Source organism: Neoaquamicrobium sediminum (assembly GCF_040970315.1).
GTDB classification, from domain to species: Bacteria; Pseudomonadota; Alphaproteobacteria; order Rhizobiales; family Rhizobiaceae; genus Aerobium; species Aerobium sediminum.
In genome coordinates, this window is sequence record NZ_JAZHFV010000001.1 from 983,972 (window position 1) to 1,007,852 (window position 23,881).

The following is a 23,881-nucleotide window of genomic DNA, read 5'->3' on the forward strand; positions in this document are numbered from 1 at the left end:
GGCAAGACCGGTGGGCATGGCGAAAGTTCCTCTCAAACTGGACGAGATCATCGACGGCCGCGCGCTGCTCGATGAGATGATTGCGCTGGCGGGCAAGGATGCCGCCGGTGCGCGGCCTGCCCTGATCCGTCTGTTGAAGGAACGCGTCGCCGAAGCCCGCGCCCGCGCGGAAGCGATGCTGATGGCTGATGGCGGCGGAACAGCCTGCGCAGCGCGGCTGTCGCACCTGATGGACGAGGTGATCCGCGCTCTTTATGCATTCGCCGTCGATCACGTCTACCATACCCGCAATCCCTCGGCGGCCGAGCGCATGGCGGTGGTGGCGGTCGGCGGATACGGGCGTGGAACGCTCGCGCCGGGCTCCGACATCGACCTGCTTTTCGTGTTGCCCTACAAGCAGACGCCCTGGGGCGAGCAGATCGTCGAATACATCCTCTACGTGCTGTGGGACCTTGGCCTCAAGGTGGGCCACGCGACCCGTAATCTCGACGAGTGCATGCGCCTGTCGCGCACCGACGTCACCATCCGCACATCGATCCTGGAAGCGCGCTTCGTCAGCGGCGACGAGGCGATCTACGACACGCTGGTCACCCGGTTCGACGCGGAAGTCGTCAAGGATACGGGCGCCGAATACGTGCAAGCGAAGCTCGCCGAGCGAGACGAGCGGCATGCCAAGGGCGGCGAAAGCCGCTATCTGGTCGAGCCCAACGTCAAGGAAGGCAAGGGTGGCCTGCGCGATCTGCACACCCTGTTCTGGATCGGCAAATATTATTACCGCGTGCCGACCGCCGAGGAGCTGGTCGGCAAGGGCGTTTTCACGCGCAGGGAGTTTCTGCAGTTCCGCAAGGCGGAGGATTTCCTCTGGGCGGTGCGCTGCCACATGCACTTCCTGACCGGGCGCGCCGAGGAACGACTGCATTTCGACATTCAGCGCGAGATTGCAGAGCGCCTTGGCTATACTAGCCATCCGGGCCTTTCCGCCGTCGAGCGGTTCATGAAGCACTACTTCCTCACCGCCAAGACGGTGGGCGACCTGACGCGCATCTTCTGTGCGGCGCTCGAGGAGGAGCAGGCCAAGCATGTGCCGGGCTTCAACCGCATCTTCCTGAATTTCTCCCGGCGCAAGCGCAAGCTCGCCGGCAGCAGCGACTTCATCGTCGACAATCACCGTATCAACATCGCCGACGAGCAGGTATTCGAGCGCGACCCGGTCAATCTGCTGCGGCTGTTCTGGCTGGCCGACAAGCACGGCCTCGAATTCCACCCCGACGCGTTGAAACTTTTGACCCGCTCGCTCAAGCTCGCGGACCGCAACCTGCGGCGCAACGAGGAAGCCAACCGACTGTTCATGGATGTGCTCACCTCCGGCCGCAACCCGGAGCTCAATCTCAGGCGCATGAACGAGGCCGGCCTGCTCGGCAAGCTCATCCCCGACTTCAACAAGATCGTGGCGATGATGCAGTTCAACATGTACCACCACTACACCGTCGACGAGCATCTGATCCGCTGCGTGGGTGTTCTCGCCGAGATCGAGCATGGTGACGCCGAGGCCGTGCATCCGCTGTCGCATTCGCTGATGCCGTCGCTGCAGCCTCTGCGAGACATCCTTTATGTCACCGTGCTGTTCCACGACATCGCCAAGGGGCGGCCGGAGGACCACTCCGAAGCCGGCGCCCGCATTGCGCGCAGGTTGTGCCCGCATATGGGCTTTTCCAAAGCCGATACCGAAACCATCGCTTGGCTGATCGAGAACCATCTCGTCATGTCGATGACCGCGCAGACCCGCGACCTCAACGACCGCAAGACGATCCAGGATTTCGCCGACGTCGTGCAGTCGGTCGAGCGGCTGAAGCTTCTTCTGGTGCTGACCGTCTGCGACATCCGCGGCGTCGGGCCCGGCGTGTGGAACGGCTGGAAGGGGCAGCTCCTGCGCACGCTCTACTACGAGACCGAGCTGCAACTGACCGGCGGCTTCTCGGAGGTCACACGCGCCAAGCGTGCCCAGGAAGCCCGCGCCGTACTCGAAGATGCGCTTGCGGACTGGCCCGAGAAGGAGCGCAAGCGCTATCTCGGCCTGCACTACGACAACTATCTGCTGACGGTCGATCTCGATGACCAGGTACGCCATGCCGGTTTCATCCGGGAGGCCGATGCGGCCTCGCGGCGGCTGGCGACGATGGTGCGCACGCACCAGTTCGAGGCTGTGACCGAGATCACCGTGCTGTCGCCGGACCATCCGCGCCTGCTTTCGGTAATCGCGGGTGCATGTGCGGCAGCGGGCGCCAACATCGTCGACGCGCAGATTTTCACCACGGCAGACGGCCGCGCGCTCGACACCATCCTGATCTCGCGAGAGTTCGACATGGACGAGGACGAGCGCCGGCGCGCTCAGCGGGTGGGGCGGCTGATCGAGGACGTTCTGTCCGGCAAGAGCTGGCTGCCGGAGATGATCGAGAAGCGCACCAAGCCACGGCGGGGGGCAAAGACGTTCCGGGTGCAGCCACGCGCGGAAGTGCGCAACACCCTGTCGAACCGCTTCTCGGTCGTCGAGGTCAAGGGACTGGACCGGCCCGGCCTGCTCTCGGAAATCACCGGCGCCATATCCGATCTGTCGCTGGACATCGCGTCGGCGCACATCACCACCTTCGGCGAAAAGGTCATCGACACCTTCTACGTCACCGACCTGACGGGGCAGAAGATTGAGAATCCGACGCGCCAGGAGAACATCCGCAAGCGGCTGATCGCCGTGATGGACGGCAGCGACACCGCGCGCAACGGCAATGGCCGCGGCACCGGTTCGACGCCGAAAGCGGCGGCGGAGTGAAGCTGTGTTGACCGGCGGGACCCCCATCGAATGAGCCTCGTGAAGAAGTTCGCCACTGTCGGCTCCGGCACGATGCTGAGCCGCGTCTTCGGCTTCGCCCGCGAAATGATGATGGCGGCGGCGCTAGGCACCGGGCCGGTGGCGGAAGCCTTCTATGCCGCATTCCAGTTTCCGAACACCTTCAGGCGGCTGTTCGCCGAGGGGGCGTTCAACGCCGCCTTCGTGCCGCTCTTCGCCAAGGAGATAGAGGCGAACGGCGTTGCCGGTGCCAAAAAATTCTCCGAGGAGGTCTTCGGCGTCCTCTTCACCGTATTGCTGCTTCTGACCATCGCGATGGAACTGGCGATGCCTTTCGTCATCCGCTACGCGATCGCGCCGGGCTTCGCGAACGATCCCGAAAAGCTGCTGCTGACGGTCGAGCTGGCGGCGATCATGTTCCCCTACCTCATCTGCATGTCGCTGGGCGCCATGATGGCGGGAATGCTCAATTCCCTACATCGCTACTTCGCGGCCGCGATCGCGCCGGTATTCCTGAACATCATTCTGGTCGGCGTCCTCGTTGTCGCCTGGTACGGCGGCTATGACGGCCGCGAGGTCGGCTTGGCGCTCGGTTGGGGCGTTCTGGCTGCCGGCGTGGTGCAGCTCGGTATCGTCTTCGTCGCAGTGCGCGGCGCGGGCGTGTCCATCGGCTTCCGCAGGCCGCGCCTCACGCCCAACGTAAAACGTCTCTTGTGGCTTGCCCTGCCCGCGGCCATCACCGGCGGCATTACGCAGATCAACACGCTTGTGGGCACGGCGATCGCCACCGGGCAGGACGGCGCGGTTCCCTCGCTCAACCTCGCAGACCGGGTCTACCAGCTCCCGCTCGGCATCGTCGGCGTGGCCGTTGGTGTGGTTCTTTTGCCGGAGCTGGCGCGCGCTCTGCGGGCGGGCAACCGCGTCGAGGCCGCGAACCTGCAGAACCGTTCAGTCGAGTTCACCCTGTTCCTGACACTGCCGGCGGCCGCTGCCCTGTTCACCATCGCCGAACCGATCGTTCGGGTGCTCTACGAACGCGGCGCATTCCTGCCCGAAGATACGCTTGTCGTTTCCGAGGTGCTTGCGATCTTCGGCATCGGCCTGCCGGCATTCGTGCTGATCAAGGCATTTACGCCCGGCTATTTCGCGCGGGAAGACACCAGAACCCCGATGATTTTCGCGGGCATTTCCGTTGCGGTGAACATATCGGTCGCGCTTCTGCTGTTCCCGTCCATGGGCGCGCCCGGCATTGCGACCGCCTCGGCGGTTGCCGGCTGGATCAACGCGACGCTTCTTTTCACCGTGCTCGTCCGCCGCGGCCATTGGGGCAGCGATGCGGGGCTTTTGAAACGCGCGCCCCGGATACTGGTCGCCTCCGCGCTCATGGGTGGTGCGATCCACCTCGCCGTCAGCTACATGCAGCCGCAATTTGCGCCGGAAACGCCGTTCTACATTCAGGCGGCAGCGCTCGCCGCCGTCGTTGCGGGTGGCATGGTTTTCTATTTCGCGTCTGTTTTCGGATTGGGCGGAGCCGATATGGGCATGATCCGCCGCAACGTGAAGCGTAAGCAGGGTACACCCTCGGGCGGCGACCAGAACAATGACCCCGTGTGAGGCTTGATCCGTGAGGCGCGCTCGGCCATAAGCGCGCGTCTCGCATTGCAACCACGCGGTTCAAGGGCGAAGCCGGCGGTCTTCCGGTTCACCTCAGACGGCCCTCCACAAGCCAGGAAAACGAAATGTCCGAATTCAAGCCCCTTGTCTTCTCCGGCGTTCAGCCGACCGGAAACCTGCATCTCGGCAACTATCTCGGTGCGATCCGCAAATTCGTCGCGCTGCAGGAAAGCCACGACTGCATCTATTGCGTCGTCGACCTGCATTCGATCACCGCGCAGCTCGTCCATGACGACCTGCCCGGCCAGACACGTTCGATCACCGCGGCTTTCCTGGCGGCCGGCATCGACCCGACAAAGCATATCGTCTTCAACCAGAGCCGGGTGCGGCAGCACGCCGAGCTCGCCTGGGTCTTCAATTGCGTCGCCCGCATCGGCTGGATGAACCGCATGACCCAGTTCAAGGATAAGGCCGGCAAGGACCGCGAGAACGCATCGCTAGGCCTTCTGGCCTATCCGAGCCTGATGGCCGCGGACATTCTCGTCTATCGCGCAACGCACGTGCCTGTTGGCGACGACCAGAAGCAGCATCTGGAGCTGACGCGCGACATCGCCGCCAAATTCAACAACGACTTCTCCGCCAAGATCGGTGATCTCGGCCTTGGTGTGGAGATGGAAGTCGGCGAGGAAACCGTCAATGGCTTCTTCCCGCTGACCGAACCGCTGATCGAGGGGCCGGCCACGCGCGTGATGAGCCTGCGCGACGGCTCCAAGAAGATGTCGAAGTCCGATCCGTCGGATCTGTCGCGCATCAACCTGACCGATGACGCGGATGCCATCTCGAAGAAGATCAAGAAGGCCAAGACCGATCCTGAGCCGTTGCCGTCCGAACTTGCCGGTCTGAAGGCACGCCCGGAAGCCGAAAACCTCGTCGGCATCTATGCGGCGCTGTCCGACAAGACCCGCGAGGCTGTGATCGCCGAATTCGGCGGGCAGCAGTTCTCCGCCTTCAAGCCGGCGCTTGCCGATCTGGCCGTCGACAGGCTCGCACCGATCGCAGCCGAAATGCGCCGCATCTCGGCCGACACGACCTATGTCGACGGGGTGCTGCGGGACGGCGCCGAACGCGCCGAGGTGATCGCGGAGGCCACCATGAAGGGCGTGCGCGAGATCATTGGCCTGCTCAACGACTGACAAGGCCTGTCGGTTTGGCCGGATGCGACGGCTTGCCCGCCGCCGCATCCGATGGCAGATTGCGCCGTCGGCAGCGGGTGCCGGGTCGGGAGATTAGATGGTTTCCAAACGTCTGAGCCGTGAAGCCGGTCACCGGCGGAAATTCCTTGCGGTCGCCGATGAAACGCCGGAGTCCGAGCGCGCTATCGCCTATGCCTCGCGCCGCGCGCAGGCGACCAACGGCTCTGTCGTGCTTCTCTATGTCATCGAGCCTGGCGATTTCCAGCATTGGCTCGGCGTCGAGCAGATCATGCGTGAGGAGGCCAATTCGGCCGCCGCGGCCGTGCTCGATGCCCAGGCAGTGAAGGTGCGCGAACGGATCGGCATCGAACCGGAGCTTGTGATCCGCGAGGGCTCGCCGACGGAAGAAATCCACAAGCTGATCGAGGACGACCAGGACATCGCAATCCTGGTGCTGGCCGCCGGTGGCGCGAAAGAGGGGCCGGGACCGCTGGTCGCCTCGGTTGCCGGCAAGGGTGCCGCATTCCCCATCCCGGTCACCGTCGTGCCGATGAATCTCTCCGACGAGGATATCGAAAGCCTCGCCTGAGCCTTCCCAGAGATTGCGCGGCGGGGCACCGCTCACCATATGAAGGCCGATTGGCGCTTGCAGTTCTGCGCTGGCAGGCCTATTTAGAATTATTCCAAACTATATGAACGGAGAACGCTGATGTTCATCCAGACCGAAGCCACGCCAAATCCCGCAACGCTGAAGTTCCTGCCGGGCAAGGTCGTGCTCGAGGAAGGCACGGCGGATTTCCGCGACGCCGATTCGGCGACCGCCGCATCCGCACTCGCAGGCCGCCTGTTCGGCGTGCCCGGTGTCGTCGGCGTCTTTTTCGGCTACGATTTCGTGACCGTCACGAAGTCCGACGAGCATGACTGGCAGCACCTCAAGCCGGCTATCCTCGGCACGATCATGGAACATTTCATGTCCGGCCAGCCGGTCATGGCTTCGTTGAACGCGGCAGCGGAAGGTCGCGCTGCAAGCGCTGGCGAGGAGTTCTACGAAAAGGAGGACGAGGAGATCGTCCTGACGATCAAGGAGCTGCTCGACACCCGCGTTCGTCCGGCCGTGGCACAGGACGGCGGCGATATCACGTTCCGTGGATACGAGAACGGCACGGTCTTCCTTCACATGAAGGGTGCCTGCGCCGGCTGCCCGTCTTCGACCGCCACGCTCAAGCACGGTATCCAGAACCTGTTGCGCCATTTCGTGCCCGAAGTGCAGCAGGTCGAGCAGATTTCCTGAACGCTGCCCGATAATTCGCTCAACCGAGCGACCGTCGATGAACAACAAAAAACCGGGCTTGCGCCCGGTTTTCTGCATTGGGACGTCAGTGTTGCCTAGACGGTCCGCCTTATTTCACGATCACTTTCGCGCCTACGTCGGCGCGCTCGTAGAGGTCGATGACGTCCTGGTTGATCATTCGGATGCAGCCGGAAGACATCGCCTTGCCGATCGAATTCCATTCCGGCGTGCCATGCAGCCGGTAACCGGTGTCGCCACCCTTGTTGAAGAGATACAGCGCGCGCGCGCCCAGAGGGTTGCTGAGACCGCCCGGCTGTCCGCCGCGCCACTTGGCGAGCTCGGGCTGGCGACCGATCATCGCTGCCGGCGGCGTCCAGGTCGGCCACTCGCGCTTCATGGCGATGCGCGCCGTGCCGTTCCACTCGAAGCCTTCGCGGCCGACGCCGATGCCGTAGCGCATCGCTTTGCCGTCGCCCATCACGAAATAGAGGAACTTGTCGCTGGTATCGACAATGATCGTGCCGGGCTTCTCGCTGGTGTCGTACTTGACAATCTGCCGGTGGTACTGCCTCGGCACCTTGTTGATCGGAATCTGCGGAAGCTGGTAGCCGGAGTCTTTCTTGGCACCGTATTCCGAGGTGAAGATCGTGCCCCCGGTGCTACATCCCGCAAGCGCAGTTGCAGCCCCAAGCGCCGCAACGATGAAAAGCGTCTTCAGTCGCATATGATACTCAAACCCCCACAGCCAGCTTGTTGCCCGATTCGAGCCGTATTTCTGCCAAGGTCTGTTTGGCTTACCCAGCGGCGTTTGCCAAGTCTCCGACGCCCATGTGCAACGACCCCGTCGCAGCTTACTGCAGGTCTATGGTAAATGCGCAACATTCTCACGGCTTCGTGAAGAAGACGCGCCCCACATTGCTCATCCTTTCGAGGGCGGGCATAGCTAAAGAGAGGTGTTAGATGAACGTTTCGGCAGCCGCCCGGCGCTCGGGTCTTCCAGCCAAGACCATCCGTTACTATGAGGATGTCGGCTTGCTGAAGCCGGACAGGTCCGCAAACGGCTATCGCGACTATTCCGGCGACGACGTGCATCGGCTGGCTTTCCTGAAGCGCGCCCGCGGCCTCGGCTTCTCGATCGATGAATGCCGGCAGCTCATGACGCTCTACAGGGACCGAAGCCGCGCCAGCCACGACGTGCGCGAGATCGCGATCGCGCATGTCGCGGCGATCGAGGAGAAGATGCGCGAACTGGAATCGATGCGCCGCACGCTCAACCGCCTGATCACGGCCTGCCACGGCGACGACCGGCCCGATTGCCCGATCCTCGACGATATGGCGGGAGCATTGCAGGATACACGCGGCTGACGGTTCAATGCCGACGCCTTTGATGGCATTCTCGCTTCATGCCGATCATCTCCCCGATTCTCGTCAATCCCCTGGCCGACGGACGCCAGTCCGAGCGCGCCATGGTGGTGCGTCGCGGCGTCCAGCGCCTGCTCATGGAAATGGGCGCCTCCGTGATCCCCGAAATATCGCTGGCGTCCGGTCGTCGAGCCGATCTCGTTGCGCTGACGCGCAAGGGCGACATCTGGATCATCGAGATCAAGTCCTCGATCGAGGATTTCCGGGTCGATCGCAAATGGCCGGAATACCGGCTCCATTCCGACCGCTTCTTCTTCGCCACGCATCCGGAAGTGCCGGCCGGGATTTTCCCGGACGAATGCGGTTTCATCCTCTCAGACGGTTACGGCGCGGAGATCCTGCGCGATGCGCCGGAGCACAGGCTGCCGCCTGCGACCCGCAAGGCGCTGATGCTGCGGATCGCGCGCGCCGGCGCTGCCCGGCTGACAGCGGCAGAAATCGCAGGCGTGGCCATCCCTGCCCTCGATGGCGAAAGCGAATAGGGCATCAGTCCTCGCCGATTTCGGACTGAAGCGCGGCCATATGCGGCTCGGCTGCGGCGAGAGCCGCCCGTTCGATCGCGCGAAACCGGCTGACGAGCGCGAGGCCTGTCGGGGTCAGTTGCGCGCCGCCGCCTCGCTGGCCGCCTTTCTGCGTGTCGAGCACCGGCTTGCCGAAGAGCTGGTTCATCTCCTCCACGAGGTCCCAGGCATGCTTGTAGGACATGTTCATCTGCCGGGCGCCGGCCGAGATCGAGCCGAAGGATGCGATATGCTCCAGGAGTTCGATCTTGCCCGGCCCGATGCGACCTTCGGGATCGAGATTGATGCGCAGGCTGAGCGACGGCACGTCTTTCCTTTCCAGCGGTCCTATTTCGCCCGCGAGAAAGCGAGCCAGAGCCCGCCGCCGATCAGCATTCCGCCGCTGACGCGGGTAATGGTTCTGACGACGCGCTCGGAAAGCGCGCGGCCGATCCGGCCGGAAGCGAGCGCATAGGCGCCGTCGCAAAGGGCGGCGAGCGAAAGCGCGGTGACGCCGAGGATCGCGATCTGCATCGCGTGGTCGGCCGCCGGATCGATGAACTGCGGCAGCAGCGCGCCAAAGAACAGAAGCTGCTTGGGATTGCCGAGGCAGACCAGCAGACCCTGCATGAAAAAGCCGCCGCGCGGCTTGCGGGCCGTTGGTGAATTATCGATGCGGCCGCCGGCACGGATCATCTGCCATCCGACCCAGATCAGATAGGCCGCGCCCAGCAACTTGATCCATTCGAACCAGTGACCGGCGGTCTCGACCACCGATGTCAGCCCGAAACCCGCGATCGCCAGCATCAGCGCCAGCCCCGCCTGCGTTCCGGCGACGTTGAGCAGCCCCGCCCTGGTGCCGTGGCGCATGCCGTTGGCGACGATGAGCGTGTTGGTCGGGCCGGGAACGATGATCGCGACCAGACAGACGGCGAGATAGGCGAAATAGGCTTCAGGGTTCATGGACGTCCTCCGGAAGGCGCAAGCTTGCACGAGTCCGGATGTGGTTCAATTCGCTTTCAGCGCCTCGTCGATCTCGGCGGCAAAGGGTATGGCCGGCTGTGCGCCGGGTTTCAGGCAGGCAAGCGAGCCGGCGGCTGCCGCGCGCCGCAGCGCCTCTTCAAGCTCAAGCCCCCGCTCAAGGCTGGCAGCCAGATAACCGCAGAAGGTGTCGCCTGCGCCCACCGTATCAATCGGCGTGATGGCGAGGCCGCGCGCGCGAACAACGCCGTCCGGCGTGGCGGCCATGACGCCTTCCGCACCCAGCGTGACGACAACGATGCGCCCGGTGCGTGCGCAGAAATCGCGCATCCTGGCTTCGCGCTCGTCGCCAGCGAGGTCGAGCGCTTCGGCGTAGAGGTCGAACTCGGTCTCGTTGGCTACAACATAGTCCGCCTCGGCGAGCAGCCCACTGGCCTCGGCGCGGAAAGGCGCGGTGTTGAGCATCGACGGTGCGCCGGCCAGTCGTGCCGCGGCAAGCGCCGCTTCGACTGCGTCGAGCGGGATTTCGAGCTGCATCATCAGGAAATCGTCGGCCGACAGCTTTGCTGCCGCGACGTCGGAAGGTGAAACCGTACCGTTGCCTCCGGGCACGATCGCGATCACGTTCTCGCCCGCGGCTTCCACCAGGATCACGGCGATACCCGTCGCGGTCTCGGCCCGGCGCATCTGGGACAGGTCGACGCCTCCCTCCTGCAGCAGCGCCAACGCCTGCTCCGCAAAGGCGTCCTGACCGACCGCCCCGACCATCCGCACATCCGCGCCGGCGCGCCGCGCGGCGAGCGCCTGATTGGCGCCCTTGCCGCCAGGCGCCGTGGAGAAGCCGTCGCCCGGAACCGTTTCGCCCGGCCGGGGCAGGCGATCGACGGTGGCGATCAGGTCGAGATTGGCGGAGCCGATGACGGTTATCACGAAAAAGCCTCCCTGGATGATGTCCGGGGAGGCTTTAGCCGATTTGCAGGCGTGGAGTAAGACCGGTCAGCTTGCGACCTGTCCAGCCTCCCAGCCGAGAATGGCGCGCTTGCGCGTCAGGCCCCAGTGGTAGCCGGTGAGGGCGCCCGACTTGCCCAGCGCCCGATGGCAGGGCACCACGAAGGAAACCGGATTGGCCCCAACGGCCGCGCCAACGGCCCGGCTTGCAGTCGGATTGCCGATTTCGGCCGCGATCGACGAATAGGTGCGCGCGCGGTTCATCGGGATCTTGAGCAACGCTTCCCAGACGCGGACCTGGAAGTCCGTTCCGATCAGCACCACGCGCAACGGCTCGTCGGCCCGCCAGCGCGACGGTTCGAAGACGCGCCCGGCATAGGGCGTCGTTGCCGAAAGGTCTTCGACATAGGTCGCGTTCGGCCAGCGCCCGGACATATCCTCGAACGCGGCCCGCTCTCCGCCGTGGTCGCAGAAGGCAAGGCCGGCAAGCCCGCGATCGGTCACCATGACGAGCGCGATGCCGAACGGCGACAGGTGATAGCCGTAGCGGATGATCAGGCCCTTGCCGCGGCTCTTGTAGTCGCCGGGCGACATTGCCTCATGGGTGACGAAGAGGTCATGCAGCCGGCCCGGCCCCGACATGCCGACCTCGAAGGCGGTGTCGAGAAGCGGCATGCCCTGGTCGAGCAGCCGTCGGGCGTGGTCGAGCGTGACGGCCTGCAGGAAACCTTTGGGCGACAGCCCGGCCCAGCGGGTAAACAGCTTCTGCAGCCCGGTCGGGGTATCACCGACATCCGCCGCGAGCTCTTCCAGCGATGGCTGGTCGCGATAGTCGAGGCTGATCTTTTCGATCGCGCGCCGAACGACCTCGTAGTCGTTGCCGACCGGCGTCACGTCGCGTTGCAGGATGGCGGTCTGTGCGTTCATGGCAAAATCTCCTTGAACGCCAATATCGTTTTGCGCGGTCGTCTTCGCCACCCGATTCCTGCCTTATCCGGCCTTGGCCGTGGCGAGCGCGCGGCCGAAGGCGGTTGCGAAACTCTCGCGGTCGTCCGGGTTGAGGAACGAGCCGATTCCCACCCGCTTTCCCTCGCCCTCGACGGCCATGTCGGTGATGCCGATCTCGGCGTGGCGCGCGACGCGGAACCGTGTCCAAAAGGGGTTGAAATGGTGTGCCTCGGTGCGACCGGACGGCGCGATCTTGCGGATGTCGAGCGCGCTGCGTGACACCGACACCTCCTCACGCACCCGCGCGGCGCGGTAGTTCAGCCGGAAGGCGACATAGATTGCCACCATGTCGAGCCCGAAGAAGCCGAAGACCGGCCATGCGCCTATCGACATGAAGAACAGGCCGGTGCTGAGCCAGACCGCTCCGAGTACGCTCATCAGCACGATGAAACCCGTCCGTCCCAATGAGCGGTAGGGGGTCAGCAGCGCGCGGAAAATCGGCTCGTCTGCGGCTTTCGTTTCGTCCATGGCACGGAGTATAGAGTGCCCATGGAAAAGCCCAAGAGCAAAAAGGCGGCCGCGGCGTCGCAGCCCAAGCGGCCCGCCGCAAGCCATCGCCGCCGGACCCTCTACACGCCGCACGAGATCGACGAGATATTCCGCCGCTTTTCGGTGCAGCGCGCCGAGCCGAAGGGCGAACTCGAGCATGTCAATGCGTTCACGCTGCTGGTCGCGGTGGTGCTGTCGGCGCAGGCGACGGATGCCGGCGTCAATCGTGCCACGCGGGCGCTGTTCGCAGTCGCCGATACGCCCGAAAAGATGCTTGCGCTGGGCGAGGAGGCGGTCGGTCAACACATTCGCACCATCGGGCTCTGGCGCAACAAGGCCCGCAACGTCATCGCGCTATCGGACGCGCTGATCCGCGATTTCGGCGGCGAGGTGCCACAGACGCGCGAGGAGCTGGTGACCTTGCCCGGCGTCGGCCGCAAGACCGCGAATGTGGTGCTCAACATGTCCTTCGGCCAGCCGACCATGGCGGTCGACACCCACATATTGCGGATCGGCAACCGTATCGGCCTGGCCCCGGGCAAAACGCCCGAGCAGGTGGAAGACACGCTCGTGCGCATCATCCCCGACAAGTATATGCGCCACGCGCACCATTGGCTGATCCTGCACGGCCGCTACGTCTGCAAGGCGCGCAAGCCGGACTGTCCGGCCTGCGTCATCGCCGACATCTGCAAATCGCCGGAAAAGACGACTTCCACCCCCGCGCCGCTGGTGCCAATCGGCGATCCCGAGCCGTTTGCTCAGTAGCCGATACCGCGCGCCAGCATCGCCGCCAGGATGGGGATCAACAGCAGGACCAGCCCTTCGCGGCCGAGCCACGTTCTAACCGCGCCGATCTCGTCGTCCGGCACGATGTAGCCCGCGTCGGCCCTGGCAGCGCCGAGCCAGCGGCGGAAGCGAAGCGTCGGCGGCACCGACAGCAGGCCGACCAGCAGAAAGGCGCCGACTTTGGCCCAGAATACCCAGTAGGTGCTGTAGTAGTCCCATCCCTTGAGACCGAAGATCGCCCGCGCGAAACCGACGATGATGACCGCCAGCGCGATGCCGCCATAGGCGCCGTCCAGTCGCGCAAGGCGGCTGACGGTGGAAGCTCCAAGGCCGGGGCGCACGAGAGCCATCTGAACCGCGAAGATGGAAAACAGTGCAAAAACGAGCAGGTGATGGAGGATGGCCAGAATGAGATCGGTCATCGGGTAAGCCCCCTCGGACAAATGTTTACAACGTAAAGATTGAATAGATACGAATCTTTCCGCTGTCAAGACACGGTGGCTGCGCAGACAGGACGAGCTGAAGCGTGGCGATGTCTACATGAACATGAAGTGGAACGGCGGGACCGACTGACCGGTCAGTAAGCGCGCGCTGCCGCAGCCGCGGACCGGCTTTCGCGAACCGACACCAGCTTGTGCAGGTGCACCATCATCGCTGCGGCGAACAGCGGCGCGAGCAGGTTGACGATGGGTACGGACAGGACGGCGGCGATCAACAGCCCGGCGCCGAACACCGTGCCGGCATTGCGGCGGCGCAGCGCTTTCGCATCGGCCTCGCTGCGGAAGCGCATGGCCGCGAACTCGAAGAATTCCCGGCCGAGCAGATAGCCGTTGACGACAAAGAACGCGATCAGATTGACGCCCGGCACCAGCAGCAGAAGCAGCGCCAGGAGATTGCCGAGCAAGACGAGGCCGAGGAACTTGGCCGAGACGATTGCCGCGGTCATCATCGGCAGGGCCTTGCCGGGCGGGTCATGCGGGTAGTCCTCGCGTTCGACGATCTCGGCGACGTCGTCGAGGAAGAAGCCGGCGATGACGGCGGTCACTGGCGCGATCAGAAGGCCGAGACCCAGCGCCAGCATAATCCCGGCGACGAATGTCGCGGCGGTGCCGAACCAGGCCGCCCATCCCGGCAGGTCGGGCATCAGCTCCTGGAGCGTGGGTAGCGCCAGCATGTCGAACAGGCCGCCGATCGCGAACCACAGGCCGATGAGCGCGAGAATGGTGAGCCCCAGCGTCTTGAAGAAGACGGCACGGAATTCGGGCGTGAACAGGCGGCCTAGAGCCGCGGATGCTGCTTGGAGGATCATGGGCGCACCTGCATCATCCGCAGATAGGCAGCCGCTCCCTCCGCTGCAAGAAGTGGGCCTCCGCACTGAGGGATGCGGAGGCCCGGCACGACGCCGCCGCCTCGGCGAACGTGCTTGAGCTACTGGTCGCCGAGCGCGCGCAGCCGGCCGGCCACGGGCCGCACCGCTTCGGCAAAGGCCGCGCCTTCGGCCCTGTAGGCCTTCACCCGCTCCGCCTCAGCCATGAAGTCGCCCGCCAGCTCGCGCTTCTGTTCGGCGGTCAGGCCCTGAAGCGCGGCGACCTTCTCCTCGACATTGCCGAACATGGCGTCGAATTCTGACTGCGGCATCAGTGCCATAAGACCCTTCATCGTCTGCTCGTAGGCGACTTGCCAGCTCTCGCGGGTGAAGCCGGCAGCGGGAATGAGGCCGTCACCGTCGGCGTCGAATTCATGCCAGTCGTCAGCGGCCTCTTCGTCGTAATAGACCGGTTCGCCGCGTTCCGAAGCCAGTCTCTCCAGCACGTCGGCAACGATAGCCGCCTGCCTGCTTTCCAGTGCGACTGCATAGGAGGCAAGGAAAAGCGATGCGAGCGCGGTCAGCAGCGCAAACTTTATCCGTTTCATGTGGGGTCCCTCTAGTAGCCCTGTCGTGACTGGCATTCGCGCATCACGTTGGCCTGGGCTTGCGCTTGCTGGGATCTGGCTATCGCACCGCCGGCGGTCGAGGCGACCTGCGCGGCAACCATGCCGCCACGTCCCCCGAAACCACCGAGGCCCCCGACCATACCGAGCGCACCACCCAACATTGCGGAGTTGGCCTGGCTCCTGATTGCCGTATCGCAGGCGTTTGCAGTGGAAGCAGCCTGGCGCGCTGGGGTCCGCGATGTTGCCGCCGTTGCTGCGGTGCTGCTGGCCGAGGTGGGGCTAGCCGGCGTCGAGGTCTGGCTGCATCCGGCGAGCAAGGTGCATAGCGCGAGGATTGCGAGCCTGTTCATGGCAACCACCGTACGGGTGGTCTGGGAATTCTGTCGGAGCGGAACGCCGGCAGCGGCGTGAAAGGAGTGATGAACGCTTTCATGAGCATGATCCGTGCATATGAGTTGAGGAGCGGGTTGCGGCGCGGCGGTTCGGCCGTTGCATCCACGCAAGAATTGCCTGTGGGCCGACCCGACGCGGTGCGGGCCGGCCCTTCGGGCAAGCAAGCCGAGTGGTTGTTGACCAGCCCATCTGCGTCTCGCCTGCGATTGCCTGCGAGGGGCTCGAGCAGACCGGGGAGCCGCCTCGCAGATGGCGGACGAGTAGTCGCGGCGCCGCGACATCGGCAACGGTAATTCACGCACGCATAGCTTTTGCCCCGCGCGCATAGGGTGGCAGAGGGAGATGCAGGTCAGTCTTCGGGAAAACCGTCGCGCCGGTGCCGTGCAGGCGAGATGCCGAAGCGGCGCCGATAGGCACTGATGAAGTTTGTCGGATGGCCGTAGCCCAACTCCCAGGCAAGCTGCTTCAGCGGCATGTCGATGCCTTCTGCGATAAGCTGCCGCGCCCGGTCCAGCCTTGCGTCACGCAGATGATCGAACACCGTTGTGCCGAATACGGCCCGAAAGCCTTGATTGAGACGCTTGGCGCTGAGGCCGACGGAATGCGCGAGCTCGTGCAGATCGGGTGGATTGCGCAGATCGGCCAGCAGCCGCTCGCGAGCCTCGCGTATACGTGTCTTCTCGCGCGCTGAAAGGGCGCGCGCATCGACCGGGGTGTCGAGCATATCCAGCAGGCGCGCCAGAAACTCCATCGATTTGGCCTGGCGGTAGAGCTCACCCATCCTGCCCTGGTAGTTCAGGTTGATGAGATCGTCGGCGAGCTGCGCCGTTGCCGGGCCGTCTAGCGGGCGCATCATACTGAAAGGGCGGGATTTGCCGTCGATGGCGTTGCGCGCGAGGTCGGGCAGATCGTCGCCGGCCGTCAGTTCCGCCAGCGTCTGCGGTTCGAGTACGACACCCACTGTGCTCCATGTCTTGCCGGGCTGAATGTGATAGGAAACCGGCGTCTCGGGCGTTAGCGCGAAGAAGTTGCGGTCGTCCCGCCAGCTCTGGTCTTCAGCGTCGCCTGTTTTGACGCAGCCGGCGCCTCCGAGCATATTGCCGAGAACGAGCGAACCGCGCTGCATCACGCCCTTGGGAGCAAGGTCATAGCGGTGCGTGGAAATGCCGTTGATGCGATAGAGATGAAATCCCGGTCGCAGTTCCGAACCTTCCATCCAGCCTTGAAACGGGCCGTCATGATACTGCACGCGTCCGCTGCGATAGCGGCGTTCGGGATGCTTGCCGTCGAAATGAAAGGACCAGCTTTCGGCCATAGGATTGCCGTAACGTCAGAAAGGATGCGCGCCTATACTCAAGTTTGATTTGGATGAACAGCCTTCTTGCGCGCGGACTTGCATTTCGGGGCACAGCGGCTAAACCCGGCCGATGTTCAATGCTTGGCAGGCGACCGCTTGTCGGCACTTCGGAGACATTCATGAGCCAGTACGACGTGCTCTGCATCGGCAATGCGATCGTGGACATCATCGCGCGCTGCGACGAAGCGTTCCTCACCGACAACGGCATCATCAAGGGGGCGATGAACCTCATCGACGCCGAGCGTGCCGAGCTTCTGTACAGCCGCATGGGGCCAGCGATCGAAGCGTCGGGCGGCAGCGCGGGCAACACGGCCGCAGGCGTTGCGAGCTTTGGCGCACGTGCTGCCTATTTCGGCAAGGTGTCGAATGATCACCTCGGCACGATCTACACGCACGACATCCGCGCGCAGGGTGTGGCTTTCGACACCAGGCCGCTGACCGGGGAGCCACCCACGGCGCGCTCGATGATCTTCGTCACGCCGGACGGCGAGCGGTCGATGAACACCTATCTCGGCGCCTGTGTCGAACTCGGACCGGAAGATGTGGAGGCCGAGAAGGCAAGCGGCGCCAAAGTGACCTATTTCGAGGGTTACCTTTGGGACCCGCCGCGTGCCAAGGAGGCGATCCGCATGGCGGCCCGCCACGCGCATGCGGCCGGCAATGAAGTGTCGATGACGCTATCCGATCCGTTTTGCGTCGATCGGTACCGTGACGAGTTCCTCGACCTGATGCGCTCCGGCACGGTGGATATCGTTTTCGCCAATGAGAGCGAGCTGAAGTCGCTTTACCAGACGTCTTCGTTCGAGGCCGGGCTGGATCAGATCCGCAGGGATTGCAAGGTTGCCGCCGTAACGCGCTCAGAGCGCGGCTCGGTTGTCGTTCGCGGCGAGGAAACGGTGCCGATCAAGGCCATCGAGATCGCCGAACTGGTCGATACGACAGGTGCCGGCGACCTCTATGCGGCCGGGTTCCTGTACGGTTATACGGCCGGGCGCAGCCTTGCCGATTGCGGCGCGCTGGGTTCGCTGGCCGCCGGGCTGGTTATCCAGCAGATCGGCCCGCGCCCGCGCCAGAATCTGCTGGAGGAAGCCCAGCAGCACCGGCTGGCCTGACGCTCACGGGATATCCTCCGGACGCCGGCCGGGCCGGCTCTTGTAGGGCGGGAAAGACCAGCCGAAGCGCAATGCGCCGCCACGAATGGCGAACGCGACGAGAAAGGCCGGCGCCGCCGACAAAAGCAGCGGCAGGCCGGCGATGTCGAGGACCGTAAAGGTCACTGCGCCCGCCATGGCCGAAGTGACGTAGATTTCAGGACGCAGCAGCACCGATGGCTCGCCTGAAAGAATGTCGCGCAGAATGCCGCCGAAGGTGGCCGTCAGCATGCCCATGACGATGGCAACCATCGCCGAACCGGTGACGACAAGCCCCTTCCAGGCGCCGAACACGCAATAGGCAGCAAGGCCCACCGCGTCGAGCCACAGCAGCAGACGGTAGCGCGACTCGATCAGGTGAGCCGAGAAGTAGACGGCGACCGCGATTGCAGCGCAGACCAGCAGATAGTCGTGGTTCTGCACCCAGAACACCGGCACGTCGAGAATGAGATCGCGGAACGTGCCGCCGCCCACGCCGGTCACGCCGGCCAGGAACAGGAAGCCGATGACATCGAGCTCCTTGCGCGATGCCGCGAGCGCGCCGGTCGCGGCAAACACCGCGACGCCGGCATAGTCGAGGAAGATGATCTGGTCCATCGCGACCTCCCGCTACGATCTCTAGCGGAAGGGCGTGGCGTGTGGAAGGTAGCAATGCCGGTTCGAGAGCCTCGAAGGACGCACTGACGAGTTTCGATCGGACGACGATGGTCCTGTTCAGGCGTCTTTTTCCGCTTGCGGGTCCGGGGGGCCGGGTTCTGCGGGCGCGGCCTGCTCGGCAGGCTGTTTCGGGCCGCCCTTGGCCACGCCGACCATGGCCGGGCGCAGCACGCGCTCGCCGATGACGTAGCCGGTCTGCACAACCTGCACGACCGTATTGGCCGGCACTTCGGGATTGGGCACCTCGAACATCGCCTGATGGAAATGCGGATCGAACTTTTCGCCGATCGGCTCCAGCTTCTTGACGCCATGGCGCTCGAGTGCCGACAGCATCGCACGCTCTGTCATGTCGACCCCTTCGATCAGGGCGGTGAAGCCGGCATCGCCCGCAGCCTTGGCCTCGGCCGGAATGGCGTCGAGCGCGCGGCGCAGATTGTCGGACACCTGCAGCATGTCGCGCGCGAAATTGGCGATCGCATAGGACTTGGCGTCCTGCACGTCGCGCTGGGTGCGACGGCGCAGGTTCTCCATCTCCGCCGCAAGCCGCAGCGCTCGGTCCTTCAGTTCCTCGTTTTCCTTTACCAGCCGCACGACAGCTTCATAATCGGCTGCCTGCCCCTGCGCATCGGCCTCCGTTTCGGCCTGGAAGGCCTCACCGGTTGCAGCCGTCTCGGCATACTCGCTCTTTGCCGCGGTTTGCTCGGGCGCGCGTTCGTCTTTTGGCTGTTCGCTCATCGCCAGATCCCGTCTTTGGAATGGTTCTTGAAAGTTGCGCCCGATATCGATGTTCGGGGCGCGAAAATCAAGAGCCGGATGCAAGGGGAGGGGAAAAGGTTCCTATTTTAGGCAGGCCGATGCCCGCCACCGGCTCGGTGACCGTATGGCTGTCGAAGCCGGCGATCAGCGGCCGTGCCCTGGCAATTGCGGCTTGAACGGCAGGCAGTGCAAGCGATGCCTTGTGGCTGGCCTCGTCAGTCCACACCTCCGTCACCCAGATCGCATCGGCGTCGGCGGGGTCGCGGGCAACGATGTAGCTGAGGCAGCCGGGCATATCGCCGCTGCCTTCGAGCTGCAGGCCGAGAAGGGCGTCGCGCTGGCCGGGCACCGCCCGCATCCTGCCGATCAGTCCGTACATGTCCCGTTCCTCGCTAGCGCAACAGGCGGCTGATGACCTGCGCGGTGTAATCCACCATCGGCACGATACGGGCATAGTTGAGCCGTGTCGGCCCGATCACGCCCAGCGCGCCGACGACGCGGGCATCCTTGTCGCGATAGGGCGCGACCACCAGCGACGAGCCCGACAGCGAGAAGAGCTTGTTTTCGGAGCCGATGAAGATGCGCACGCCGGAGCCTTCCTCTGCGAGATCGAGAAGCTGGATCAGCCCTTCCTTGGTTTCCAGATCGTCGAACAGATGGCGCAGCAGGTCGAGGTCCGCCTCGGCCGTTATGTTTTCCAGAAGGTTGGACCGGCCCCGCACGATCAGCCGCGCGGGCAGCCCGCTTTCCGCGCCGGCCCAGATTGCAAGCCCGCGTTCCACAAGGTCCTGGGACAGCGCGTCGAGCGCGGTCTTGGTCTCCTCCTTGAGCTTGGCGATCTCCGATCGCGCCTCCGCCAGCGTGCGGCCGCGGATGTGGGCGTTGAGGAAGTTCGATGCTTCGTGAAGCTGCGATGCGGTGACACCGGCCGGCAGTTCGACGACGCGGTTTTCTACATCCCCGTTCTGCGAGACCATCACGGCTAGGGCGCGCTTCGGCTCGAGCTGGATGAACTCGATATGCTTCAGCGGCACCTCGTTCTTGGTCGCAAGCACCAGGCCTGCGCCGCGCGACATGCCGGAAAGCATCTGGCTCGCCTCGGTCAGCATGTGCTCCAGCGTCGCGCCGCTGCCGGATGCCTTGACCTGCGCGTCGATCACACGGCGTTCGTCGTCGGAAAGGTCGCCGACCTCCATGAAGGCGTCGACGAAGAAGCGCAGACCCTGCTGGGTGGGCAACCGTCCGGCCGAAACGTGTGGGGCGTAGATCAGCCCGAGCTGTTCCAGATCGCTCATCACGTTGCGAATCGTCGCCGGTGAGAGCGATTGCGGCAACAGCCGCGAAAGGTTGCGCGAACCCAACGGCTCACCGTCGCGCAGGTAGCTGTCGACGATCATCCGGAAGATGTCGCGCGAGCGTGCGTCGAGCGACTGCAACTGCTGGTCCATCACTGGCTTGGTCATTGTCTGTCTGCCTCGTTCAACGGAGGATATAATCGTCGGCTGCGTGGGTGCAACGGCTGTGAAGGTCGCGTGCCTTTTGCCTTTTCCTTTGCGTCGCGCCGTTGCTGCCGCTACAAGCCCCGGCACATTGAACAGGACCGGACAGAATCCATGCGGCCATCCAAGCGCCAGCCCGACGAGATGCGGGCAATCTCCTTCGAACGCGGCTTTTCCAAACATGCCGAGGGCTCGTGCCTCGTCAGGTTCGGCGACACCCACGTGCTTTGTACCGCCAGCCTCGAGGAGCGCGTTCCCGGCTGGATGCGCAATTCAGGCAAGGGCTGGGTGACGGCGGAATACGGGATGCTGCCGCGCTCGACCGGCGAGCGCATGCGCCGCGAGGCATCGTCCGGCAAGCAGGGCGGCCGCACGCTCGAGATCCAGCGGCTGATCGGCCGTTCGCTGCGCGCGGTCGTCGACCTGCAGGCGCTTGGCGAAATGCAGATCACCGTCGACTGCGACGTGCTGCAGGCCGATGGCGGCACGCGCACGGCCGCGATCACCGGCGGCTTCGTGGCGCTGCACGACTGCCTCAAATGGATGGAAGCGCGCCAGATGGTCAGCGTCGGCAAGGTGCTGAAGGACCATGTGGCCGCCATCTCCTGCGGCATCCACAATGGCGTGCCGGTGATCGATCTCGATTATGACGAGGATTCCTCGGCCGGCACCGACGCCAATTTCGTCATGACCGGCAAGGGCGGCATCGTCGAGATACAGGGCACCGCCGAAGGCGAGCCTTTCTCGGAGGAGGAATTCGCCGCGCTGATGGCGCTCGCGCGCTCCGGCATCAGCCGGCTGGTCAACCTGCAGAAGATGGCGATCGCCTGAGATCGAAGCGATGACCCCCTCCGGCATCCTCGAAACCGCGCTCTATGTCGATGATCTTGACGAGGCCGAGGCTTTCTATACCGAAGTGATGGGACTGGAGCGCATTGCGAAGGTGGAAGGCCGCCATGTCTTTTTCCGCTGCGGGGATGGGGTTCTCCTGCTCTTCGATCCGGACAAGACCGTCCAGCCGCCGGCACCCGATGCGCGGCTGTCTGTGCCGCCCCACGGCACCAGCGGCGCCGGGCATCTGTGCTTTCGCGGAACCGAGGATGAGATCGAGCAGTGGAAAACCCGCATCGAGGGGCGCGGGATCGTCATCGAGGCCGATTTCGAGTGGCCCCAGGGTGGACGCTCGATCTACTTTCGCGATCCGGCAGGCAATTCGATCGAAATCGCAAACCCGAAGATCTGGGGGCTTTAGATGCGGAAGCTTGAGGCAGCGAAGATCGTTGTGGCGAGCCACAACAAGGGCAAGCTGGCAGAGATAGCCGAACTGATCGCGCCGTTCGGACTGCAAGCGGGGTCGGCCGCGGATTACGGACTGCCGGAACCTGCCGAGACCGGCACGACCTTCGAGGAAAACGCCTACATCAAGGCTTATGCCGCGGCTTCGGCAACCGGGCTGCCGGCGCTCTCCGACGACAGCGGGCTTGTCGTCGACGCGCTCGACGGCGCGCCGGGCGTCTACACGGCTGACTGGGCGGAGACCGGTGACGGCCGCGACTTCGCCATGGCCATGCGCAAGGTGGAGGACCTCTTGCAGGAAAAAGGTGCGGTGACCCCCGACGCCCGCACCGGGCGCTTCGTGGCGGTGCTCTGCCTCTGCTGGCCCGATGGCCATGCGGAATATTTCCGCGGCGAGGTCGAGGGCACGCTGGTCTGGCCGCCACGCGGCGAGCGCGGCTTCGGCTACGACCCGGTCTTCAAGCCGGACGGTTACGACGAGACGTTCGGCGAGATGCCGGCCTCGCAGAAGCATTCCTGGGAAGCCGGCCGCGGCGACCTCGGCCTGTCGCACCGGGCCCGCGCCTTCGCCCGCTTTGCAACCGCCATGCTGGTCGAGGCGTGATGCCCGACGACCGGCAGCCCGGCTTCGGCGTCTATGTTCACTGGCCTTTCTGTGCGGCCAAGTGCCCTTATTGCGACTTCAACAGCCATGTCCGCCACCAGAAGGTCGACGAGGAGCGTTTCGCCGCCGCCTTTGCTGCCGAGATGGCATCGATGCGGGAGCGCACCGGTCCGCGTGAGGTGACCTCGATCTTCCTCGGCGGCGGCACGCCTTCGCTGATGAAGCCGCAGACCGTCGGAGCCGTGCTGGAGGCGGTCGCCGCCAACTGGACCGTGCCGGCCGGCATCGAGGTGACGCTGGAGGCAAACCCGTCCTCGGTCGAGGCGACGCGCTTTCGCGGCTATCGCGATGCGGGGGTCAACCGCGTCTCGCTGGGCGTGCAGGCGCTGAACGATGGCGACCTGCGTTTCCTCGGCCGCCTGCATGATGTGGAGCAGGCGCTGGGCGCGATCCGGCTTGCCCGCGAGACCTTCCCGCGCCTGTCCTTCGACCTGATCTACGCGCGACCCGGCCAGTCGATGGACGCTTGGGAGAAGGAGCTCGACGAAGCCATCGGCTATGCGGCCGATCATCTGTCGCTCTACCAGCTCACCATCGAGGAAGGCACGCGCTTCCATGCCCTGCATGCGGCCGGCAAGTTCGCGATGCCCGATCCCGACCATTCGGCCGACCTTTATCGGCTGACGCAGGAGGTGACCGCGGCGCGCGGCCTTCCGGCCTATGAAATCTCGAACCACGCAAGGCCGGGCGCCGAGAGCCGTCACAATCTTGTCTACTGGCGCTACGGCGAATATGTCGGCGTCGGGCCGGGGGCGCATGGCCGTTTCCTGGAGGACGGGCACCGCATCGTCACCTTCACCGAGAAGATGCCGGAGACATGGCTCAATCTTGTCGAGGCAAAGGGGCACGGCGTGATCGGCGGCGAAGTCCTGACGCGTTCGGAAGAGGCCGACGAATTCCTCCTGATGGGCTTGCGGCTTGCCGAAGGCATCGACCTTGCGCGCTACGAGCAGCTTTCGGGCCGGCCGCTGTCGTCGCGCCGCATTGCGTCTCTTCAGGAGGAGGCGCTGGTGGCGCCCGTCGGCAACTCGCGCCTGCGCGCAACCTCGGCCGGCATGATCGTGCTCGACGCGGTAGTCGCCGATCTGGCACGATAGGC

At 64.6% G+C, this 23,881-nt stretch carries 28 protein-coding genes; 14 read left to right on the forward strand and 14 right to left on the reverse strand.

The genetic code is table 11. The features are described 5' to 3' along the window. The first annotated feature begins 16 nt into the window (after window positions 1–16). The 5 genes from V1479_RS04875 to V1479_RS04895 all read left to right on the forward strand — a co-directional run bounded on the left by V1479_RS04875 (window position 17) and on the right by V1479_RS04895 (window position 6,940). Complete coding sequence (locus tag V1479_RS04875) at window positions 17–2,824, forward strand: [protein-PII] uridylyltransferase (RefSeq protein WP_368801891.1); 2,808 nt, start codon at window positions 17–19, stop codon at window positions 2,822–2,824. A gap of 30 nt (window positions 2,825–2,854) precedes the next feature. Then, a complete protein-coding gene (gene murJ / locus V1479_RS04880; RefSeq protein WP_368801892.1) occupies window positions 2,855–4,456 on the forward strand; it encodes a murein biosynthesis integral membrane protein MurJ in 1,602 nt (533 codons plus the stop codon). Window positions 4,457–4,581: 125 nt separating this feature from the next. Beyond that, window positions 4,582–5,649 (forward strand): tryptophan--tRNA ligase, encoded by a 1,068-nt coding sequence (trpS, locus tag V1479_RS04885; protein WP_368801893.1) that lies wholly within the window; start codon window positions 4,582–4,584, stop codon window positions 5,647–5,649. A gap of 97 nt (window positions 5,650–5,746) precedes the next feature. After that, window positions 5,747–6,238, forward strand: coding sequence for a universal stress protein (locus tag V1479_RS04890; protein ID WP_368801894.1), 492 nt, complete (start codon window positions 5,747–5,749; stop codon window positions 6,236–6,238). A gap of 120 nt (window positions 6,239–6,358) precedes the next feature. After that, entirely contained in the window at window positions 6,359–6,940 is a 582-nt protein-coding gene (locus tag V1479_RS04895) for a NifU family protein (RefSeq protein WP_368801895.1), read from the forward strand. 109 nt (window positions 6,941–7,049) lie between these two features. Here V1479_RS04895 and V1479_RS04900 read toward each other — a convergent pair whose 3' ends face one another. After that, window positions 7,050–7,664 (reverse strand): L,D-transpeptidase, encoded by a 615-nt coding sequence (locus tag V1479_RS04900; RefSeq protein WP_173187718.1) that lies wholly within the window; start codon window positions 7,662–7,664, stop codon window positions 7,050–7,052. Window positions 7,665–7,900: 236 nt separating this feature from the next. On the opposite strand from V1479_RS04900, the gene cueR reads away from it, so the two are divergent. Both cueR and V1479_RS04910 read left to right on the forward strand, forming a co-directional pair. Beyond that, complete coding sequence (cueR, locus tag V1479_RS04905) at window positions 7,901–8,305, forward strand: Cu(I)-responsive transcriptional regulator (RefSeq protein ID WP_368801896.1); 405 nt, start codon at window positions 7,901–7,903, stop codon at window positions 8,303–8,305. A gap of 38 nt (window positions 8,306–8,343) precedes the next feature. Next, a complete protein-coding gene (locus tag V1479_RS04910) occupies window positions 8,344–8,844 on the forward strand; it encodes an MmcB family DNA repair protein (protein WP_173187714.1) in 501 nt (166 codons plus the stop codon). A 4-nt stretch (window positions 8,845–8,848) separates the two neighbouring features. Here the strand turns inward: V1479_RS04910 and V1479_RS04915 are convergent, their stop codons facing one another. The 5 genes from V1479_RS04915 to V1479_RS04935 form a co-directional block, all read right to left on the reverse strand. Continuing rightward, the gene (locus V1479_RS04915) at window positions 8,849–9,190 is read right to left on the reverse strand and encodes a winged helix-turn-helix domain-containing protein (RefSeq protein ID WP_368801897.1); all 342 of its coding nucleotides are present in this window, start codon (window positions 9,188–9,190) and stop codon (window positions 8,849–8,851) included. Between the two features lie 20 nt (window positions 9,191–9,210). Further along, window positions 9,211–9,825, reverse strand: coding sequence for a LysE family translocator (locus tag V1479_RS04920; protein ID WP_173187710.1), 615 nt, complete (start codon window positions 9,823–9,825; stop codon window positions 9,211–9,213). Window positions 9,826–9,870: 45 nt separating this feature from the next. Next, window positions 9,871–10,773 carry a ribokinase gene (locus tag V1479_RS04925; RefSeq protein WP_368801898.1) on the reverse strand — a complete coding sequence of 301 codons (903 nt, stop codon included), beginning with the start codon at window positions 10,771–10,773 and terminating at the stop codon, window positions 9,871–9,873. Between the two features lie 66 nt (window positions 10,774–10,839). Then, a complete protein-coding gene (locus V1479_RS04930; protein WP_368801899.1) occupies window positions 10,840–11,718 on the reverse strand; it encodes a methylated-DNA--[protein]-cysteine S-methyltransferase in 879 nt (292 codons plus the stop codon). 63 nt (window positions 11,719–11,781) lie between these two features. After that, on the reverse strand, window positions 11,782–12,267 hold the full coding sequence (locus V1479_RS04935) for a DUF2244 domain-containing protein (RefSeq protein ID WP_368801900.1): 486 nt from the start codon (window positions 12,265–12,267) through the stop codon (window positions 11,782–11,784). Window positions 12,268–12,288: 21 nt separating this feature from the next. Here V1479_RS04935 and nth point away from each other — a divergent pair, with 21 nt between their 5' ends. Beyond that, on the forward strand, window positions 12,289–13,053 hold the full coding sequence (gene nth / locus V1479_RS04940; RefSeq protein ID WP_368801901.1) for an endonuclease III: 765 nt from the start codon (window positions 12,289–12,291) through the stop codon (window positions 13,051–13,053). On the opposite strand, the gene V1479_RS04945 is transcribed toward nth, so the two are convergent. The 3 genes from V1479_RS04945 to V1479_RS04955 all read right to left on the reverse strand — a co-directional run bounded on the left by V1479_RS04945 (window position 13,047) and on the right by V1479_RS04955 (window position 14,988). Further along, the gene (locus V1479_RS04945) at window positions 13,047–13,496 is read right to left on the reverse strand and encodes a DUF2214 family protein (RefSeq protein ID WP_368801902.1); all 450 of its coding nucleotides are present in this window, start codon (window positions 13,494–13,496) and stop codon (window positions 13,047–13,049) included. The two genes, nth and V1479_RS04945, sit on opposite strands and share 7 nt — an antisense overlap. A 155-nt stretch (window positions 13,497–13,651) precedes the next feature. After that, entirely contained in the window at window positions 13,652–14,383 is a 732-nt protein-coding gene (locus tag V1479_RS04950) for a sulfate transporter family protein (RefSeq protein ID WP_368801903.1), read from the reverse strand. 119 nt (window positions 14,384–14,502) lie between these two features. Continuing rightward, complete coding sequence (locus V1479_RS04955; RefSeq protein WP_368801904.1) at window positions 14,503–14,988, reverse strand: hypothetical protein; 486 nt, start codon at window positions 14,986–14,988, stop codon at window positions 14,503–14,505. A gap of 228 nt (window positions 14,989–15,216) precedes the next feature. On the opposite strand from V1479_RS04955, the gene V1479_RS04960 reads away from it, so the two are divergent. After that, window positions 15,217–15,420, forward strand: coding sequence for a hypothetical protein (locus V1479_RS04960; RefSeq protein ID WP_368801905.1), 204 nt, complete (start codon window positions 15,217–15,219; stop codon window positions 15,418–15,420). A 331-nt stretch (window positions 15,421–15,751) separates the two neighbouring features. Here V1479_RS04960 and V1479_RS04965 read toward each other — a convergent pair whose 3' ends face one another. Next, the gene (locus V1479_RS04965) at window positions 15,752–16,717 is read right to left on the reverse strand and encodes a helix-turn-helix domain-containing protein (protein WP_368801906.1); all 966 of its coding nucleotides are present in this window, start codon (window positions 16,715–16,717) and stop codon (window positions 15,752–15,754) included. Window positions 16,718–16,878: 161 nt separating this feature from the next. On the opposite strand from V1479_RS04965, the gene V1479_RS04970 reads away from it, so the two are divergent. Beyond that, window positions 16,879–17,871, forward strand: a complete 993-nt coding sequence (locus tag V1479_RS04970; RefSeq protein WP_173187690.1) for an adenosine kinase — start codon at window positions 16,879–16,881, stop codon at window positions 17,869–17,871. A 3-nt stretch (window positions 17,872–17,874) separates the two neighbouring features. Here V1479_RS04970 and V1479_RS04975 read toward each other — a convergent pair whose 3' ends face one another. From V1479_RS04975 to hrcA, 4 genes are all read right to left on the reverse strand, one after another. Continuing rightward, window positions 17,875–18,507, reverse strand: a complete 633-nt coding sequence (locus V1479_RS04975; protein WP_368801907.1) for a trimeric intracellular cation channel family protein — start codon at window positions 18,505–18,507, stop codon at window positions 17,875–17,877. 117 nt (window positions 18,508–18,624) lie between these two features. Continuing rightward, complete coding sequence (grpE, locus tag V1479_RS04980; RefSeq protein WP_368801908.1) at window positions 18,625–19,302, reverse strand: nucleotide exchange factor GrpE; 678 nt, start codon at window positions 19,300–19,302, stop codon at window positions 18,625–18,627. A 67-nt stretch (window positions 19,303–19,369) separates the two neighbouring features. After that, entirely contained in the window at window positions 19,370–19,702 is a 333-nt protein-coding gene (locus V1479_RS04985; RefSeq protein ID WP_368801909.1) for a putative quinol monooxygenase, read from the reverse strand. Between the two features lie 13 nt (window positions 19,703–19,715). Further along, window positions 19,716–20,786 (reverse strand): heat-inducible transcriptional repressor HrcA, encoded by a 1,071-nt coding sequence (gene hrcA / locus V1479_RS04990; RefSeq protein WP_173187682.1) that lies wholly within the window; start codon window positions 20,784–20,786, stop codon window positions 19,716–19,718. A 150-nt stretch (window positions 20,787–20,936) separates the two neighbouring features. Here hrcA and rph point away from each other — a divergent pair, with 150 nt between their 5' ends. Genes rph through hemW form a run of 4 tightly spaced genes read left to right on the forward strand, consistent with a single transcriptional unit; the run spans window position 20,937 to window position 23,879 of the window. Next, entirely contained in the window at window positions 20,937–21,653 is a 717-nt protein-coding gene (gene rph / locus V1479_RS04995; RefSeq protein ID WP_173187680.1) for a ribonuclease PH, read from the forward strand. Window positions 21,654–21,663: 10 nt separating this feature from the next. Further along, the gene (locus tag V1479_RS05000) at window positions 21,664–22,074 is read left to right on the forward strand and encodes a VOC family protein (protein ID WP_368801910.1); all 411 of its coding nucleotides are present in this window, start codon (window positions 21,664–21,666) and stop codon (window positions 22,072–22,074) included. Next, on the forward strand, window positions 22,075–22,722 hold the full coding sequence (locus V1479_RS05005; protein ID WP_368801911.1) for a non-canonical purine NTP pyrophosphatase: 648 nt from the start codon (window positions 22,075–22,077) through the stop codon (window positions 22,720–22,722). Continuing rightward, window positions 22,722–23,879 (forward strand): radical SAM family heme chaperone HemW, encoded by a 1,158-nt coding sequence (gene hemW / locus V1479_RS05010; RefSeq protein WP_368801912.1) that lies wholly within the window; start codon window positions 22,722–22,724, stop codon window positions 23,877–23,879. The genes V1479_RS05005 and hemW overlap by 1 nt, the downstream gene beginning before the upstream one ends. The last annotated feature ends 2 nt before the right edge of the window (window positions 23,880–23,881 follow it).